The organism is Blastomonas natatoria (assembly GCF_003201955.1).
Lineage (GTDB): Bacteria > Pseudomonadota > Alphaproteobacteria > Sphingomonadales > Sphingomonadaceae > Blastomonas > Blastomonas natatoria.
In genome coordinates this window covers 106293-121235 of sequence record NZ_QJJM01000002.1, presented here as the reverse complement: position 1 = coordinate 121235, position 14943 = coordinate 106293, and the positions used below count along the sequence as shown (strand labels likewise).

Annotated in this window: 14 protein-coding genes and 1 tRNA gene; 9 read left to right on the top strand and 6 right to left on the bottom strand. The window is 63.3% G+C overall.

Annotated elements, in window-relative coordinates; all coding sequences use genetic code 11:
- Nucleotides 1-6 precede the first annotated feature (6 nt).
- Nucleotides 7-1257 (bottom strand): putative DNA modification/repair radical SAM protein, encoded by a 1251-nt coding sequence (locus C7451_RS03170; protein WP_110297534.1) that lies wholly within the window; start codon nt 1255-1257, stop codon nt 7-9.
- A gap of 109 nt (nt 1258-1366) precedes the next feature.
- Between C7451_RS03170 and C7451_RS03165 the strand changes: the two genes are divergently transcribed.
- Entirely contained in the window at nt 1367-1936 is a 570-nt protein-coding gene (locus C7451_RS03165) for a DUF1993 domain-containing protein (RefSeq protein ID WP_110297533.1), read from the top strand.
- A 105-nt stretch (nt 1937-2041) separates the two neighbouring features.
- Complete coding sequence (locus tag C7451_RS03160; RefSeq protein WP_110297532.1) at nt 2042-2878, top strand: alpha/beta fold hydrolase; 837 nt, start codon at nt 2042-2044, stop codon at nt 2876-2878.
- Nucleotides 2879-2948: 70 nt separating this feature from the next.
- Here C7451_RS03160 and C7451_RS03155 read toward each other — a convergent pair.
- From C7451_RS03155 to infA, 5 genes are all read right to left on the bottom strand, one after another.
- A tRNA-Phe gene (locus C7451_RS03155) sits at nt 2949-3024 on the bottom strand.
- A gap of 131 nt (nt 3025-3155) precedes the next feature.
- Entirely contained in the window at nt 3156-3320 is a 165-nt protein-coding gene (locus C7451_RS03150; protein ID WP_110297531.1) for a DNA gyrase inhibitor YacG, read from the bottom strand.
- 11 nt (nt 3321-3331) lie between these two features.
- On the bottom strand, nt 3332-4300 hold the full coding sequence (locus C7451_RS03145) for a ribonuclease E/G (protein WP_110297530.1): 969 nt from the start codon (nt 4298-4300) through the stop codon (nt 3332-3334).
- Complete coding sequence (locus C7451_RS03140; protein WP_110297529.1) at nt 4297-4878, bottom strand: Maf family protein; 582 nt, start codon at nt 4876-4878, stop codon at nt 4297-4299. The genes C7451_RS03145 and C7451_RS03140 overlap by 4 nt, the downstream gene beginning before the upstream one ends.
- The gene (gene infA, locus C7451_RS03135) at nt 4878-5096 is read right to left on the bottom strand and encodes a translation initiation factor IF-1 (RefSeq protein ID WP_010162480.1); all 219 of its coding nucleotides are present in this window, start codon (nt 5094-5096) and stop codon (nt 4878-4880) included. The genes C7451_RS03140 and infA overlap by 1 nt, the downstream gene beginning before the upstream one ends.
- A gap of 287 nt (nt 5097-5383) precedes the next feature.
- Here infA and C7451_RS03130 point away from each other — a divergent pair, with 287 nt between their 5' ends.
- From C7451_RS03130 to C7451_RS03100, 7 genes are all read left to right on the top strand, one after another.
- Complete coding sequence (locus tag C7451_RS03130; protein WP_110297528.1) at nt 5384-8218, top strand: TonB-dependent receptor plug domain-containing protein; 2835 nt, start codon at nt 5384-5386, stop codon at nt 8216-8218.
- A gap of 117 nt (nt 8219-8335) precedes the next feature.
- Entirely contained in the window at nt 8336-9103 is a 768-nt protein-coding gene (locus C7451_RS03125) for a tetratricopeptide repeat protein (protein ID WP_208625130.1), read from the top strand.
- Nucleotides 9104-9168: 65 nt separating this feature from the next.
- The gene (locus tag C7451_RS03120) at nt 9169-10494 is read left to right on the top strand and encodes a PQQ-like beta-propeller repeat protein (protein WP_110297527.1); all 1326 of its coding nucleotides are present in this window, start codon (nt 9169-9171) and stop codon (nt 10492-10494) included.
- 56 nt (nt 10495-10550) lie between these two features.
- Entirely contained in the window at nt 10551-11957 is a 1407-nt protein-coding gene (gene der / locus C7451_RS03115; protein WP_110297526.1) for a ribosome biogenesis GTPase Der, read from the top strand.
- Between the two features lie 143 nt (nt 11958-12100).
- A complete protein-coding gene (locus C7451_RS03110) occupies nt 12101-12547 on the top strand; it encodes an Hpt domain-containing protein (RefSeq protein WP_110297707.1) in 447 nt (148 codons plus the stop codon).
- 51 nt (nt 12548-12598) lie between these two features.
- Nucleotides 12599-13123, top strand: a complete 525-nt coding sequence (def, locus tag C7451_RS03105; RefSeq protein ID WP_110297525.1) for a peptide deformylase — start codon at nt 12599-12601, stop codon at nt 13121-13123.
- Nucleotides 13124-13347: 224 nt separating this feature from the next.
- On the top strand, nt 13348-14853 hold the full coding sequence (locus tag C7451_RS03100) for a DNA recombination protein RmuC (protein ID WP_110297524.1): 1506 nt from the start codon (nt 13348-13350) through the stop codon (nt 14851-14853).
- Nucleotides 14854-14943: the final 90 nt, after the last annotated feature.

The window sequence follows — 14943 nt, the reverse complement described above, 5'->3', positions numbered from 1 at the left end:
TCGCGTCTAGAGCGCCAGGCTCATCTGCTCGGGCGGAGGAGCGAAGCGCGCGCGCAGGTTGGCGCTGTCGGTGAGCCCTCCGGGCCGCCAGTCGGGCGTGGTCACAAAGGGCAGGACCTTCTTCACCGAAGCGGTGAGGCGAGCGAGATCGCCGATGCGAATGGCGCCCAGGCGTCGTGCAGCAATGATCCGATCGACCGCCTTGGTGCCAAGACCTGGCACGCGCAAAAGCATTTCGCGCGGCGCGCGGTTGATATCGACCGGAAAGCTCTCGCGCCGCTGCAATGCCCAGGCCAGCTTGGGATCGATCGACAGGTCGAGCATGCCGTCACTGGCACCCGCCATGATCTCTGCGCGGTCGAAACCATAGAAGCGCAGCAGCCAGTCCGCCTGATACAGCCGGTGCTCGCGCATGAGCGGCGGTCGCACCGGAGGCAGGTCGCTGCTGGCATCGGGGATCGGGCTATAGGCCGAATAATAGACCCGGCGCAGACGATATCCCGAATAGAGGCTGGTCGCCGAGGCAAGGATGTCGTCATCGCGCGCACTGTCGGCGCCCACGATCATCTGGGTCGACTGGCCGGCAGGGGCGAAGCGGGGCGGCCTGGCCTTCCTGAGCAGCCGATCCTTGCGCGCATCGACCGCATCCTCGACGCCGACCCGGACATTGGCCATGGTCTTACGGATGGTCTGCGGCTTCTTTTCCGGGGCAAAGCTCTTGAGTCCGTCCTCGGTCGGCAGTTCGACATTGGTCGAAAGGCGATCGGCATACAGCCCCGCCTTGGCAATCAGTTCGGGCGAAGCGCCGGCGATAGTCTTCAGATGGATATAGCCGCCGAAGCGATGCTCCTCGCGGAGCAGCCGCGCAACCTCGACCAGCTGTTCCATCGTGTAATCTTCCGAGCGGATGATCCCTGAGGACAGGAACAGGCCTTCGATATAGTTGCGCTTGTAGAAATCCAGCGTCAGCCGGACGACCTCGGCGGGGTTGAACCGGGCCCGAGGGACATTGCTTGAAGCGCGATTGATGCAGAAGCGGCAGTCATAGATGCAGAAATTGGTGAGCAGGATCTTGAGCAGCGAGATGCAGCGCCCGTCGGGCGCATAGCTGTGGCAGATGCCCATCCCGCCAGTCGAGCCGATGCCCTTGGTGCCGGTCGAATCGCGTCGCACCGTTCCGGACGATGCGCAGGATGCGTCATATTTGGCCGCATCGGCCAGAACGGCGAGCTTCTGCAGAATCGGTTTTTCGCTCATTGCTGGAAGATAGCGATCGGAACAAAGAAAGAACAGGTTTATTTCGGCGCTCGGGCTATGTGGCGGCACCATTCGGGCTAAGGTGCTGCATCGCAGGAAGGATGATTTGATGACACTGAAGGATCTTCTCGTACCCACATTCGTGCCGATGCTCGGGGCACTCTCCACCTGGCTCAGCAAGGCCGAGCAGCATGGCACAGGCGATCGTTCGGCGGAGCTGATGCAGGCCAGGCTGGCGCCGGACATGTTTCCGTTGTTCACCCAGATATGCTTTGCGTGCGTGCAGGCGCAGGAGGCGATGGCGCGGCTGCGCGGGCAGGAATTTCCGGATGCGATAGCGGAACTGCGCGGGGAGGGGGTGGACGCCGGAGCCAAGGTCTGGACCATCGCCGATGCGCAGGCACGGATTGCCGGCAGCATCGCCATCGTCGAGGCGGCGGCGGACGATCTCGCCGATGTCGCTGCCGACATGCCGATCGCGCATGCATTGCCGATCGGCATGATCTTCGACTTCACGGCGGCCCAATATGCTCGTGACTGGGCGATTCCCCAATTCTACTTCCATGTGATGACCGCCTATGCGATCCTGCGGGGACAGGGTGTGCCGCTGGGCAAGATCGACTATGTCGGGCACCTCATGCCCTATTTGCGGCCGGGGACCATCCCCCAGCGAAGCTGACCGGCGCGACCGCAATCGGGGTGTTGGTGCAATGGCTCCATATCGGGGTCATCTTTCCGACCCCCTTCATGCGCTAGGCTGGGCGTCAGCAACGGGAGAACGACCATGGCTTATGTTTCCGCATCCGACGGCACGCAGATTTTCTTCAAGGACTGGGGGCCGAAGGACGCGCAGCCGATCATGTTCCACCATGGCTGGCCGCTCTCGTCGGACGATTGGGATGCGCAGATGCTTTACTTCCTGGGCCAGGGCTTTCGCGTCATCGCGCACGACCGCCGCGGGCATGGCCGATCGGAGCAGGTGAGCGAAGGGCATGACATGGACCATTATGCAGCCGACGCCGCCGCAGTCGCAGCGCATCTTGATCTGACGAACGCCATTCATGTCGGCCATTCGACAGGGGGCGGTGAGGCTGCGCGCTATGTCGCACAGCATGGCATTCCGCAGGGCCGCGTTGCCAAGGCGGTGCTGGTCGCTGCGGTTCCGCCGATCATGCTCAAGACCGATCGGTATCCTGACGGTCTCGACATGGCGGTGTTTGACGGCTTCCGCAGCGCGCTGGCCGCCAATCGCGCCGCTTTCTTTCGCGACGTCGCATCAGGGCCCTTCTATGGTTTCAACCGGGACGATTCGGAGCCAGACGAAGCCGTGGTGGAGAATTGGTGGCGTCAGGGCATGATGGGCAGCGCCAAGGCCCATTATGAAGGTATCAAGGCCTTCAGCGAGACCGATCAGACCGAGGATCTGAAAGCGATGACCGTTCCCACGCTTGTCCTGCACGGCGATGATGATCAGGTCGTTCCCTATCGGAACGCGGCGCTGCTCCAGGCCGATCTGCTGCCGCATGCCGAGATGAAGGTTTATGAAGGCCTGTCGCACGGCATGCTGACGGTGAATGCCGATCGCCTCAATGCCGACATTCTGGACTTCATCCGCAGATAGCCCGCGGGTTCGCACGTCTTTGGGTGTCGGAGAGTGTTCCGGCACCTGGGGTTGTACAGAGGTGGAAAAGTGGTGCCCGGGGACGGGATCGAACCGCCGACACTGCGATTTTCAATCGCATGCTCTACCAACTGAGCTACCCGGGCATCGGGCCTAGCCAGGCTTTCGCAGCGAAAGCGGTATCTGGCTCATCGCCTCACCGGCGATTTGGAGCGCCGCCTATAGGCAGGCTTGGGCGGCCTTGTCCATAGCAAAATCACGTGCCTGCATCTGGCGCTCAATCATATTCCGCATCAGGCCGATCTGCGGGCGGGCCGGGCAGCCTGTAGCCTTCGCCCAGCCATTGCAGAAGATCGCGGTCCTTGCAGGCCTTGCTGCAGAATGGAGCAAAATCGGGCCGGGCAGGCTGGTTGCACAGCGGACAGGGGCGGGAAGTGTTCATGCTTGCTGCATCTATGCGGCGCGGCTCTCGACTGCAACCGGTCTCCCGGTGCGCCGCTGCAGTTCGTCCAGCCATTGCGGCTGGCCGGCGAGCAGCGTCGATTCGGCAGGCGACAGAGCAAGGGTCAGCAATCCCGTGCCGTGATCCCTTTCGGCACTGCGCAAGCGCGCCAGAAGGTTCCAGCGTACACGGTCAGCCGCGCAAAGCTCGATCAGCGAAGCGCGCGTTCGGCGCAAGATCACCTGCATCAGACCGAAGCCGTTGATCGCGGTGCGCTCGCATGGCAGCGCCATCGCCGAATCGAAGGCTGAGGCAACGTCGTTCCGGTCGGCCTTTTCGCTCACGGCCGGAAAGTCGACCACGATCCCTCCGCCCACGCCGTGCCGCCGGATCGCCTGTGCCAGAGCAGCCGCAGCGGCAAGAGCCAGAAGTCGCGGCGGGATGTCGCCATCGATATCTGCGACCATCATGGCAGGTGTCGGTGAAAAGGTGAGCAGTCCTCCCGGAAATGCGACCTGACCTGTTTCGGCTTCCTCGATCACCTCATGCCATCCTGCATCCGCCAGCAAGTCGGGTCCGGCAGGGGGGCAGCGGATGATCTCCACGTCATCGGCAGAGCAGATGTCGATCAGGCGCGGGGCGGGGCGCAGGGGCGTGTCCGCGCCGACCGGGCGCAGGCGCGGCGGCTTGGTGCGGCCGGTGCCAGGCTCGATCATCGCCTCCCGGACGATTTCGGCACGGATGGTTGCGCCTTCGCTGGTGCGTGCGGGAACCGGCTGCAGCATCGCTTCGGCGCCGTCCGGCAGCAACGCGCGCGCGCGGTGACCGCCAGCGCTCTTCGCAAGCAGTTTCACGTCCAGCACTGCGCCCGCCAGCCAGACGGCATCGTTGCGCTGAATCCTCGCCTCGACGATACGGCCCCGGTCGATCAGCGCAGCACGCTCCTCGCCGATGCCCTGCTCGTAGAGCCAGTGGGTCATGGCCGCGGGGAAAGCAGGCCCGCGCTCAGCAGCATGCTTCGCGTTTCGTAGAGAGGCAGGCCCATGATACCGCTATAGCTGCCCGCGATGCTGCGGATCAGGGCCTCGGCGCTGCCCTGAATGGCATAGCCGCCCGCCTTGCCCTGCCATTCGCCACCCGCGATATAGGCTTCCACCTCATCGGCATGCAGCCGCTTGAAGGTGACGATGGTCTCTGACAACCGATGCAGGGCCCGGCCGCCGGGCAGCATCAGCGTGACTGCAGACAGCACCAGATGCCGGCGCCCGGAAATCAGCGCCAGGCATTCGCGCGCCTCGGCCTCGGTCTCGGCCTTGGGCAGAATCCGGCGTCCGGCAGCGACGACCGTGTCACCTGACAGAACGGCACTTTCGGGATTTTGCGCGGCGATCACGGCCGCCTTTTCGGACGCCATCCGCCGGGCATAGACCCGGGGCAGCTCTGCCTTGTGCGGTGTCTCGTCGATATCGGCAGGGATGATCGCGCTCGCAACAATGCCGATCCGCGCCAGCAGTTGCTGGCGGCGGGGACTGGCCGATGCGAGAATCAGCGGCGGCATTACTTGAAGCGGTAGGTAATCCGGCCCTTGGTCAGATCATAAGGGGTCAGTTCGACCAGAACCTCGTCGCCCACCAGCACGCGGATGCGGTTCTTGCGCATCTTGCCGGCGGTATGGCCAAGAATTTCGTGATCGTTTTCCAGCTTCACGCGAAACATGGCGTTGGGAAGCAGTTCGACCACCTGGCCGCGCATTTCGAGAAGTTCTTCTTTTGCCATTCGGCCCCTGCAATGTGGTTTGCGATTGTGATGGCGCGATCGTCTGCGCCCGGTTCTTGCCCGGTCATGGAAGCCATAAGCCCGGGTCAGTGCCAGCGCGCCTTACAGACAAAGCGTGCAAAAGAAAAGACGGGAGTTTGCGCAGCTTGCCGCACGGTTTCCGACCCTGTGCCAAAATTTGTTACAATTGAGCACTGGGCAAGCCGCAGCTGCGCATCATATTGCACCGCAACAGATAAATCCCCGGCGCTTTCCCCGGCGCACAGAACAAAGAGACGCTGTCCCCCATGATGCTCGATCCGCGACCCAGAATGGTTTCCCGCCCTTCGCTGGGATTTCCCCTTGCCTCTGCGTTGCTGGTGGCGGCAAGTCCGGCTGCGCTGGCTGCATCGCTGGAGGGTGACGCGGGCGATGCCAGGGCGGGTGCGGTTGCGGCTGACACGATGGTCGACACGATGCAGGCCCAGACCCCGTCTGCGCCGCAGTCCGATACCGAGCCGGACAGCGACGGGGAGACGATCGTCGTTCGGGCCGAGCAGCTGCGCGGCTCGATCCGCACCGATGTGCCACCGGTGGCTGAACTGAACGCGCAGGATGTCGCCAGCTATGGCGCCTCGTCGCTCGCCGAACTGCTGCAGCAGATTGCGCCACAGACCGGCAGTGCGCGCGGTCGCGGCGGCGATGGTCCCGTGGTGCTGCTCAACGGCCAGCGTGTCTCCGGCTTCCGCGCCATCCGCGACATCCCGCCTGAAGCCATAGCAAAGGTCGAGGTGTTTCCCGAAGAACTCGCGCTCAAATACGGATTTCGGCCCGACCAGCGCGTCATCAATTTCATCCTGGTCGACAATTATCAGAGTCTTGCAGCCGAGATCGACAACGGCCTGTCCACCCAGGGCGGCTATGGCACGACGGAGTTCGAAGGCACGTTCACCAAGCTGGGCAAGAACACCCGGCTGATCGTGGATGTCGAATATGAAATGGCGACCGCCCTGCGCGAAAGCGAGCGCGGGATCATTCAGCCGGACAGCACTGCACCGTTCGCGCTCGGCGGCAATGTCGGCGCGTCGCCTTTTGCCACGGGGGCAGAAATCAGCCCGGCATTGAGCGCCCTGGCCGGTCGTCCGGTGAGCCTGGCAGGTGTCCCCCAGGGACTTACCGGTGCCCCGGCCATGTCGGCATTCAACATTCCTGCGAACACCACCGACCTGGGCGAATTTCGCACGCTTGTTCCGAATTCGGACCGCATCCAGGCGAATGCGACCTATATCCGCACATTGGGACCCGATACCAATGTGCAGGTCAACGCGACCTATACCAACAATTTCGCAACATCGCTGCTGGGCCTGAATACTGCGACGCTGACCGTGCCCGCGGCCAACCCGTTCAATCCGTTCGGGCGCGATGTCAGCCTGCTGACGGCATTCGGTGATCCGCGCACGATCACCCGGACGGTCGATACCGACACCTATTCGTTCGGCTTCAATGCCAATGGCGTGCTGCCGGCCAACTGGAAATGGGCGCTGACCGGCGATTACACACGGGTCGATACGCTCACGATCATCGATCAGCCGGTGGATGCCAGCGGGGTGCAGGCAGCGATCTCGCGCGCGACCGGTGCGGTCAACCCGTTCACCGGCACCTTGGGATCGCTATTGCCCGGTCTGATCAGCGATACGGCGCAAAGCCGCAATCAGTTTTTCAACTCTCAGCTGACTGCCAATGGCAAGCTTGCGGATCTGCCTGCCGGGCCCGTGAACCTGACCCTGGTCGGCGGCTTTGCCCGTCGCCTGCAGGATTCTGTCGACAGCAGACGCGCCGGTCAGGGCAGCGTCTCGCTGACCCGCAGCGAGGCGAATGTCTCGGCCAATATCGATGTACCACTGGTCGATACCTATATGAGCGACTGGTTCGGCAAGCTCTCTGTCAATGGCAATCTCGGCTATCGCGAGCTCAGCGATATCGGCGGGCTGCTGAGCTTCGGCTACGGCCTCAACTGGTCGCCTACCGACACGCTGACCCTGCAGGCGTCGCTGATCGGGGAGGAAGCTGCCCCCGGAATCAGCCAGCTGGGCGACCCGCAGATCGTGACGCCCAATGTCAGCACCTTTGATCTGGCGCGCAACGAAACCGTGCTGGCGACTATCATCTCGGGCGGCAATCCACTGCTCACGGCGGAGGAACGCCGAGACGTGAAAATCTCGCTGAACTACCGCCCGCCCTTCGTCGAGGGCCTGGATTTCCTTGCCGAATTCATCCGCAACCGCAGCTATGGTACGACCTCGTCTTTCCCGGTCCTAACGCCGGAAATCGAGGCGGCCTTTCCCGACCGCATCATTCGCGACACGGACGGCAGGCTGCTGGCGATCGATCAGCGTGCGATCAACTATGATCGGGTGACCAGCGACCGGTTGCGCTACGGAATCAATTTCTCGCGACGTATCGGCGGTGATGATCGCGGCGGGGCAGGTGGCCGGGGTGCCGGTAGCCCGCCTCGCGGAGCGGCTGGCGCAGGCGGTCCGCCGCCCAATGGCCCGGGCGGCGCGCGTGCCGGTGCTGGCGGTCCTCCCCGCGGACCCGGAGCAGGCGGTCCGCCGCGCGGCCCTTCCGGTGGTTTCGGCCCCGGTGCCGGTGGTCGCGGAGGCCGCTGGAACATCTCGGTCTATCACACGGTCCGCTTTGCCGAGACCATCCGCATCCGTCCCGGCCTTGCGGAACTTGATCTGCTGAATGGTTCGGCTATCGGTTCGAGCGGCGGCGTGCCCCGTCATGGTGTCGAAATGGAAGGAGGCTTGTTCCTCAATGGTATCGGCCTGCGCTTCACCGGCAATTACCAGAGCGGATCACGCGTTGATGGCGGTGGCTTGGTCGGCGCCACGGATCTGCGATTCAACGATATTGCCACGTTCGGCATGCGCGCCTTCGTCAATTTCGACAACAAGCCGAAGCTGACCGAGGCCGTCCCGTTCCTGAAGGGATCGCGGCTGCGGCTGGGGGTCGACAATATCTTCAACGCGCAGCAGCGGGTGACCAACGAGGCAGGCGAAGTGCCGCTGCGCTACCAGCCCGGCTTCATCGATCCGCAGGGCCGTGTCGTTTCGTTGAGCTTCCGCAAGCGCTTCTGAGGCTGGTGCGGCGTGGCAAATTTGGCATGGCTTTTGGCGCGACCCGCGTTTAAAGACGCTGACCTTGAGCCGGAGCCAACGCTTTTCGGCTGCTGAAGCTTATCCAAGGAGCCTCTTTTGGCACTGACACCGAAAAAGGACGCCGACGCCGCGCGCGACAACCTGTTTCTGCGCGAGGTGGACGATGCGTTGCGTCAGGACCAGATGGTCAATATCGTCCAGAATTATGGCCGGTACCTGCTGATCGGCATTGTGGTCATCCTGCTCGCTCTGGGTGGCTGGTTCTGGTATCGGCACATGCAGGCGGAAGAGGCCGGCGTGCGCGGCGAGGAAATGACGGTCGCGCTTGACGCGGTCCGCAACGCCAACCTGACCGGTGCTGCCAACGCGCTCAAGACCCTGGAAACCGCCGATCAGCCTGGCTATCGCGCCGCGGCTCAACTGCTGGCTGCCGGCATCCGTCAGGAACAGGACGATGCCAAGGGCGCCGCAGCGATCTTCGCCAAGGTCGCGGGCGATGAAAGCCTGCCTCAGCCGCTGCGGAACCTGGCGCTCATCCGTCAGACAGCAGCCGAATATGACAGCCTGAAGCCGCAGGACGTGATCACGCGCCTTCAGCCGCTGGCTGTACCGGGCAATCCCTGGTTCGGCAGCGCGGGTGAAATGGTCGCCATCGCGCATATGCGGATGAACAAGCCTGATCTGGCTGGTCCGCTGTTCCAGAAGCTGGCCGAGGACAAGCAGGTTCCGGAAACCATTCGTTCACGTGCGCGACAGTTGGCCGGTGTCATGGGCATCGACGCGGTCGATGATCCCAGCAAGGCACAGGGTGTTTCTGCGCCTGTGGCTGCGCCGGGCTTGGCTGCACCGGCGGGTGCGCAGTAAGAGTTAATTTGCGGGTCGCTACCGTTGACGTTGATTTTGTGATGATTCGGGGAGCTTGACTGGCAATGCACAAGGCAAAATGGGCGACGATTCTCGCGCTGTCGGCCACGCTGGCAGGATGCGGTGTTCTGGGTGGCAAGGACAAGCCTGTTACGCCCACCGTGGGCAATCGCACATCGATCCTGACCCGCGCAGAGAGCGGCGCTGCTGTTGACAAGGATCTTGCAGGAGTTTCGGTGATCCTGCCGCCTGCTGTTACCAATGCCAACTGGAACCAGCCTGGCGGTACCGCCACAAAGGCCATCGGCCACCTGACGATCGGCGACAATCTGGCGCGCGCCTGGAGCGCTCGGATTGCAGGGTCCAGCCTGCGCGTGCGGCTGGCGGCTGCTCCGGTCGTCTTCAACGGTCGCCTCTATGCCATAGATACCAACGGCACGGTCCACGCCTTTGATTCCGCCACCGGCGCCCTTGTCTGGTCGGTCACGCTGGAACCCGACAAGGGTGGATCGTCATCGGTGTTCGGCGGCGGCGTCAGTGTCGATGCAACCCGCGTCTATGCTACCAATGGTGTCGGTGAAGTCGCAGCGCTCAACCCGTCTGATGGTTCGCAGATCTGGCGCGTCAAGCCGGCCGGGCCGCTGCGCGGCGCACCGACCCTGGCTTTCGGCTCGGTCTATGTGATGACGCAGGACAACCAGCTTATCGCGCTCAACCAGACTGACGGTACCACCTCCTGGAACCAGAGCGGATCGCTGGGCCAGGCGGGCGTGTTCGGCGTCGCGGCTCCGGCGGCCGGGCAGGGCACGGTCGTCGCCGGTTTCTCGAGCGGCGAACTGATCGCCTATCGGTATGAGAATGGCCGCAACCTGTGGTCCGACGCGCTGGCACGCACCAGCATCTCGACCTCGGTGTCGACGCTCACCGATATCGATGCCGATCCGATCATCGATCGCGGTCGCGTCTATGCGGTGGGTGAGGGCGGACGCATGGCCGCCTATGAGCTGGTCACCGGCCAGCGAATCTGGGAACTCAACATCGCGGGCATTTCGACCCCGGTGATCGCGGGCGAATGGCTGTTCGTGCTGACCGACGATGCGCGTATCCTGTGCATCGCGCGCGCCACGGGCAAGGTGCGCTGGTCGACCCAGCTGCAGCGCTATCGCAAGGAAAAGAAGAAGGAAGGCGCGATCTACTGGAACGGCCCGGTGCTAGCCGGCGGGCGTCTGTTCACGGTCAATACCGAGGGCGAGGTCGGCGCCGTCAATCCGGAGGACGGCACGTTCTCGCTGCTGTTCGAACTGAAGGAAAAGGTGTCGCTGCCGCCGATCGTGGCAGACAACACGCTGTATATTCTCGACGACGGCGGTACTATCACGGCCTATCGTTGATGAGGGTCTGATTGCGGGGGGAGACAAAAGCTCCCTTCCGCTATACAGGCGGCATCATGTTACCCGAAATCGTCATCATCGGCCGGCCCAATGTCGGCAAATCAACCCTGTTCAACCGTCTGGTGGGCAAGAAGCTGGCGCTGGTCGATGACCAGCCCGGGGTCACCCGCGACCGCCGTGTCGGCAAGGCCGAATTGCTGGGCTTGCATTTCCAGATCGTCGATACGGCTGGCTATGAGGACGAGGACCCCGAAACGCTGCCGGGCCGGATGCGTCAGCAGACCGAGGCTGCCGTCGCCAGCGCACGGGCCGCGATCTTCGTGTTCGATGCGAGGGCCGGGCTGACCCCCCTCGACGAGGAAATCGCCCGCTGGCTGCGCACCACCAAGACGCCGATCATTCTGATGGGCAACAAGGCGGAAGGGCGCGCTGCCGATGCGGGCCTCATGGAATCCTATGCGCTCGGCATGGGTGAGCCGATCGCGTTCAGCGCCGAACATGGCGTGGGTCTGGCCGAACTGTTCGATGCGCTGCGCCCGCTGATCGAAGGCTGGGAAGAGCAAGGCGAGGCGGAGACCGAATTCGCCAATGTCCATCTGGATGCCGAATCGATCGACGAAAACGCGCTGGAAGCAGCGCCGCTGCAACTCGCGATCGTCGGGCGGCCGAATGCGGGCAAGTCCACGCTTATCAACAAGATTCTGGGTGAAGACCGTCTGATCACCGGCCCCGAAGCGGGTATCACCCGCGACTCGATCGCGATCGACTGGACTTGGAATCTGGCGGACGGTGCGCCGCCCCGAAAGGTCCGGTTGATCGACACCGCAGGCATGCGCAAGAAGGCCAAGGTCACCGACAAGCTGGAAAAGCTCTCGGTCGCCGATGCCCGGCGTGCGATCGACTATGCCGAGGTCGTTGTCCTGCTGCTCGATGCGACCCGCGGGCTGGAGCTGCAGGAACTCAAGATTGCCGACCATGTGATCAAGGAGGGCCGCGCGCTCGTCATCGCGATCAACAAATGGGATGTCGCGCAGGACGCTTCCAGCCTGTTCAACGGAATCAAGGCCGCGCTCGACGAAGGCCTGGCACAGCTCAAGGGCGTGCCCGTGCTCACCATTTCGGGCGTGACCGGCAAGGGCATCGACACGCTGATCAAGGTAGCGTTCGAGACGCGCACCGCCTGGTCGCGCCGCGTTTCCACCGGGCAGCTCAATCGCTGGTTCGAAATGGCGGTTGAAACCAACCCGCCGCCGGCTCCGGGCGGCAAGCGGATCAAGCTGCGCTACATCACCCAGGCAAAGGTGCGCCCGCCGGGCTTCGTCATCTTCGGGACCCGCGTGGATGAACTGCCGGAAAGCTATTCGCGGTATCTTATCAACGGCTTGCGCCGCGAACTCGGTTTTGGCGCGGTTCCAGTGCGGCTGACCTATCGCGCACCAAAAAATCCGTTCTCAAACAGCTGATTTTCTAGAAGTTATTCGTACCGTGCAGACGGCATGACTTTTTGTTGTTGAATCGGCCATGCGCTAGTCAGCCGCAAGACTTCATTTACCAATCCCGATGTAAAACGAAGAGCAAGTGCTTAGGCATGTCGGGAGAAAGCATCATGTCGTTTGAAGAGGTGCCATTGGTCAACTGGTCGACCTATGCCGAGGCACGGGCGACGCTGGGCAATGATTTCGTGCGGATTCTGGGCTATTTTCGCGAAGACGGCGTCAAATCGGTCGAGGCGATCGAGGCGGCGATGCGCGACCGCAGCGCGGCTCGCCTGGTGCTGCCGGCGCATACGCTGAAGAGCGAGGCGCATCAGTTCGGTGCCGAGCGACTGGGCCTGTTGTCCGAAAAGATCGAGATGATGGCGCGCCATTGCGTCGAGACTCATGCCGAGCCGGACGAACTGCTCGAGGACGTGGTGGGGCTGCGCGAACTGTATTTCGGATCGCTGACCCTGCTCGAGAAAGAGGCCAACCCGCTGGTCGAGCGCCGCACCTTCGGCCGTCGCCCTCTGGCGCCGGCTGGATTGTCCGCACCGCGCAGCTTCGGACGCGCATGAGGCGGGTGCAGGCCGCTTGACCGGGCGGCATTGCAGTCATATCTGGGCGGCATGGCTATCCGTCCCATCCTTGAAGTGCCCGATCCGCGGTTGAAGACCGTCTCAACACCTGTCGAGACGTTCGACGACGATCTGCGCACGTTGGTCGCCGACATGTTCGAAACCATGTACGACGCGCCCGGCATCGGTCTGGCTGCGATCCAGGTTGGTGTCCCCAAGCGCGTGCTGGTGATCGATCTGCAGGAACAGGAAGACGAGGAAGGCAAGCCGATCAAGGCGCCGCGCGTCTTCATCAATCCCGAAATTCTCGATCCGTCCGCCGAACAGTCGCTCTACAACGAGGGCTGCCTTTCGGTGCCCGACCAATATGCTGAAGTCGAGCGCCCCGCGAGCATCCGCGCGCGCTGGCAGGACCTTGACGGCAAAGTGCATGAAGAGGCGATGGACGGGCTGATGGCGACCTGCCTGCAGCACGAGATGGACCATCTCGAGGGCATCCTGTTCATCGACCACCTGTCGCGCCTCAAGCGCCAGATGGTGCTGAAAAAGCTCGAGAAGATGCGCAAGGCGGCGTGAACGCCTACTGATCTCCAAATGGACTGAACCGTCACCCCCGCGAAGGCGGGGGTCCCGCTTTCTTTCATTGCGTTCCGTTCACAAGCGGGATTCCCGCTCTCGCGGGAATGACGGATGCGGGCTCGTCTGGTCTGTCCCCAATTCGGCGGCAATGCCCCATTGCCAATCAGGTCACCGCACTCTAGGTTCGCCTTTCGTTCCACTCCTGCGCGCGAAAGCCCCATATGGACCCGATGGTCGCCATTCTCATTGTTGTCGCTCTGATTGTCGGGCTCGGCCTGGGCTGGTTGCTTGGCGGCAAGCCGGTCGGCGATGCACGCAAGGAGCGCGACGAGGCACAGGTTCAGCTCAAGACGCTGCAGGAGCAGTTCAACGCCGCGATCCGCGATCTGGCAGGCGCGAGCGAGCGTGCCAAGCTTGCCGACGATCTGGCGCTAAAGCTCGACGATGCGCGGCAGCAGGGTGCTGCGCTGCAGGGGCAGCTCGCCGCCGCGAGCGAACGCGCGCGCCAGGCCGATGATCTTGCCCAGCGGCTCGATACGGTTCGCGCGCAATATGAAGCTGTCGCCACTGAACTTTCCGCGATGAAGGCCGATGCCGCCAATCACGAAAAGCAGGTGCGCTTGCTGGTTGAGGCGCGTGAGCAGCTGGCGCAGCAGTTCGGCGAGGTTGGCAACAAGCTACTCGGAGAAGCGCAGGAAGCGTTCCTGCGCCGCGCGAACGAGCGCTTTGCCCAGTCCGAAGAGAAGAACGAGGAAAAGATCCGCGCGCTGCTCGCGCCCGTCGGCGAGCGGCTGAAAAGCTATGAGGATCAGGTCCAGAAGATCGAGGCGACGCGCAGCGAGGCCTATGGCAACCTGACCGGGCTGATCGAACAGATGCGCGCTGGGCAGGAGCGGGTGCAGACCGAAGCGGCGCGGTTGGTCAACTCGCTTCGCAACGCACCCAAGGCACGCGGGCGCTGGGGCGAACAGCAGCTGCGCAACGTGCTGGAAAGCTGCGGCCTGGCCGAGCGCACCGATTTCCTGATGGAGCTGAGCGTTGATACCGAGGACGGGCGGCTTCGCCCCGATGCGGTGGTCAAGGTGCCGGGCGGGCGATCGCTGGTGATCGACGCCAAGGTGTCCCTGAACGCCTATCAGGACGCGTTCGGAGCCGATGACGACGATGCGCGCCGGATCGCGCTCACCGCGCATTGCGCTTCGATGAAGGCGCATATCGATGGCCTATCGCGCAAGGCCTATTGGGATCAGTTCGCCGACGCGCCCGATTATGTCATCATGTTCGTCCCCGGCGAGCATTTCCTCTCCGCCGCGCTCGAGCATGATGCCAAGCTCTGGGATTATGCCTTTGAAAAGAAGGTGCTGCTGGCTACACCTACCAACCTCGTCGCGATCGCCCGCACCGTCGCCAGCGTCTGGCGGCAGGAGGGCCTCGCGCAGGAGGCGCGGCAGATCGGCCAGCTCGGCAAGGAACTTTACGATCGGCTAGCGGTCTCGGCCGAGCATCTCAAGCGGGTGGGTTCAGGTCTGTCGAGCGCGGTTGGCCATTACAACAAGTTCGTCGGCAGCTTCGAACGCAATGTTCTGTCGACCGGCCGCAAGTTTGCCGCGCTCAACATCGAGACCGGCAAGCGCGAACTGGAGGCGATCGACGAGATCGAGGCGCTGCCCCGCTATGGCGACACCGCGCTGATCGCGGAGGATGAGGCAGGGGAAGCGGCGGAGTAATCCTCACAACTCCTCCCCCGGCTTGCTGGTGGAGGGGGACTGCCCGCGCAGCGGGTGGTGGAGGGGTAGCTTTGTGATGCCTCCGACTGG